Source organism: Thermus sp. (assembly GCF_056332225.1).
This window is the reverse complement of record NZ_JBWGQW010000097.1, coordinates 1-3,089: the sequence shown is the minus strand read 5'-3', so window position 1 is coordinate 3,089 and position 3,089 is coordinate 1. Positions and strand designations below refer to the sequence as shown.

General features: G+C 66.9%; 2 protein-coding genes and 1 pseudogene. 1 reads left to right on the top strand and 2 read right to left on the bottom strand.

Annotation, left to right across the window (positions count from 1 at the left end; genetic code table 11):
• A pseudogene (locus AC01Y6_RS10045) lies at nucleotides 1–144 on the bottom strand (IS110 family transposase); the annotation flags it as partial.
• A 114-nt stretch (nucleotides 145–258) separates the two neighbouring features.
• Nucleotides 259–2,316: a protein argonaute gene (ago, locus tag AC01Y6_RS10040; protein WP_428720904.1), complete on the bottom strand. Its 2,058-nt coding sequence runs from the start codon at nucleotides 2,314–2,316 to the stop codon at nucleotides 259–261.
• A gap of 252 nt (nucleotides 2,317–2,568) precedes the next feature.
• On the opposite strand from ago, the gene AC01Y6_RS10035 reads away from it, so the two are divergent.
• On the top strand, nucleotides 2,569–3,089 hold a 521-nt coding region (locus tag AC01Y6_RS10035; RefSeq protein ID WP_476671378.1), incomplete at its 3' end, for a restriction endonuclease.

Genomic DNA, 3,089 nt, shown 5'->3' with positions numbered 1-3,089 from the left:
GGCCAACCGACCGGCGTAGTACTCCCTGAGCCTTCCCATCATCCGCCTGAGGAGCTTGTGGGCCACGGCCACCAACGCCTGCTTCTTCGTTTTGCCCCGCGAGCGCAGGCGGTGGTAGAAGGCCCGCATCTCCGGGTCATGGCGCAGCTGCGTCTCGTAGCCCGCTCTGCCGGGGCCTGGAGGCCCGGGTAAACCTCCTTCCTCCGGGAAGGCGGCTCCGCTGACCCCGAGGATGGCCGGGGCGGGGCTGTGAGGTAGCTAGACAAAAAAGAGCTTTCTCCGGTCCACCTCCTTGAGGTGACGAACCCCCAGCCGACCCACCTCCTTCACCAGGCGGTCGGCCAGGTGGAGAGGAGCGGGAAGACGAGGGAAGGCGAAACCGCTCGCCGGGTAGAGGCGGGTTAGGTGGTAAATCTGGGCGGCCAGGGCCTCGAGGGGCGTATCCCCCGCCTCGTGGACCAGCTTTAGGGGCCGGGGTGTTCCCCGGAAATCCCGGTGAACGGTGAGGAGGAGAAAAGTCCTGTCCTCCAAGGGCACATAGAGTCCGTCCACCAAGCGCCCCTGGACGGGGTAGATCCGCCCCCCGCCCGACTTGCGCACCGAGACCAGGTCGTAGGCTATGCCCTCTCGGGCGAGGGCTTCCAAGGCCAGGGTGAACTCGTTCTGGGGCACGCGGCCATCCCGAAGGAGGAGGACCCGGGAAGGAAGCCTTCCCGCCTCGCGCCTAAAGGCCCAAAGGGTTTCCTCCAAAAGGTCGCGGACCACCTCCTGGGGGATCCGCTCCCCGGCCTGCGCCTCGGGGAGGGTCCAGAGGAGGTGGCTACCGTCCTCGCCCACGGCGCAGGCCGCGCCCCCGAAGCGAAAGGACTCTCTCCCTCCGGCGTCAAAGCCCACGGCGAGCTCCGCCGGGTAGGTCCCCTGTAGGGCCACCACTTGAAGCCCTGCCTTGGCCAGGAGGCCGAGGAGGGCGTTCTCCCAGCGGTGGCGTTCTCCCTCCCTCAGGGGGAGGTTGAGGATCTGGCTAGGAAGACCCTCCCTGAGAAAAAGAGCTTTTAGGCGATTGCGCGCCTCCCAGGTCATGGGCGGGGTGAGAACCAGTATCGCCTGGACCCCCTTTTCCTTAGCTTCCCTCAGGGCCTCGCGGAAGGCGAAGGCTTGCGCGGGGTCGGCGCGAAGTTCGTGCAGGCGGAGAGAGGCCCCGCTCGCCCGGAAGGCCTCATCCAGGGCCCGCCGGAGGAAGTCCGGCCACCCTTGCATCTCGTCTAAACGCAATAGGGACAAGACGGTGGCCTGGGCCCGATAGAGCCCCACGCGCAGGGCGTCTGCAGGTTTTTTTACAGCTTTTTGGCCCAGGAGCCTGGGGGCGCTCAGACGGTAGGCCTGGGCGCGCACCGGCTCTGGCCTACCCAGGTCCAGGCGCCGACCGATCCACTCGGCGATCTTCTGGGTCCGCTTACGCCGCTCTTCCCAACGCAGGGAGAGGACGAGACCCCCCTCATCTTCCTGGATGTCTTCCAGAGTAAGGATGGGCACCAAAAGGCCTGTCAGATGGGGGATCGCCTTCCGAGGATCCTCGGGGTCCGCCACCCAGGCCACCCGCCCCTCTTCCCGACCCTGGAGGTGGCCCTTGGAAGCGTGGTAGTCCAGGAGGCTTAAGCCGCCCGGGAGAAGGACCTCCTTGGGGTCTTCCTCTCCGATCCGGAGGAGCTCCCATGTGCGCTTGTCGTAGGCGTTCCTGACCCGTTTGGGCAGGGGGTGGCCCTGGGCGAGCCAGGCCTCGAGGGACAACTCACAGAGGATTCGGTACGCCGGGTCCACCTCCAGGAGAAACGCCCCTGAGTCGGAAACCCAAAGGTCCAGGACCGCTCCCCTAAGCACCCGCCATCCGGCCCCCCGGGCATGCTCCTTTCGGTACACCGCCCGCCCCTCCACCCAAAGCCCCTCGAGCTGACGCAGGCGCTCCTGGAGAAGCCTCCGGGCCAAGGCCGAAAGCACACCCCGCTCCCCGGGGTCCTTGGGGTCAAAGGGCATCCTTCCCTCGGGGTAGAGGCGGTAAGTGTAGGTCTGCCCCTTCCGTGCCAGGATGCCCTCCAGGACCAGGGCTTCGGGAGGCGACCAGGAAGCGAGGCCGTCTCCCGCACGCACCGTGATGCCCCCCACTTGGCGGGCCAGTTGGGCGAGAAGGGGATAAACCTCCTCCCGCCCCGGGGGAGGGTCCAGAACCGCCTTCAGGCGCCAAGGCCTGAGCTCTTCAGGGCCAAGAGGCCGGAGGGCGAAGCGGTTGAGGAAAACCTCCGTTTTTCCCAGGCGGTTCATATCTTGGCCCCATTTTACATGGCGACCGCCGAGGGTCTAGGGGAGGAAGCTCCTCCTCGAGGCTCAGCCCTACCGGGCCACGGGGACCGCCATGAGGGCCACCGACCAGGGGGTGGAGGGGATCCCGGAGGCGAGCGACTACGCCTAGGTGAACGCTCCCCTCGGACCCCTTGCAATCATGGCATCATCATGTGCAAAAAGCAAGGTTATCTCTGGACTCGCCCCTATCCCCCAGCCGGAGACGCAACTTGAGTGGCCGAGATCACGGGAAACCCCTACTACGACGAGAGCCACCCCGTCGCCGCCTACCGCAGGCCCGTCCGCTGGCTCAACGACAAGAAGCCTATCCCCCGCGAGCTGGCCTCATCCGACCTGCAGTCCCGGATGAAGGCCCGCGGGACCCTCATGGGCGCCCGCGACCTGGTGGCCGACATTGAGAGGGTCGTGGAGGACGCCAAGCGGGGCGCAACGCCCAACCTGGCCCGGGAGCTTCGCGCCCGCATGGTGAAGGCCGTGCACGAAGAGCTCATCCGAGGCCGCATGAACCCTGACCGGTTTGAGGAGCTCCTGGCCCGTCTCGCCCAGGCCATGGGGGCCCTGAGCGCAGAGGTGGTCTCCCGAAGGAAGGACCAGGGGGCGGACGTGGTGGCCGAGTTCAGGCTTATGGGCGGGATACCGGTCAGCGTCGGTATCCAGGCCAAGTTCTACCGGCCCGGAAACCCCATGGGAAGGCAAGCCGTGGATCAGCTGGCCCAGGCCCTGCGCGAGGGGGT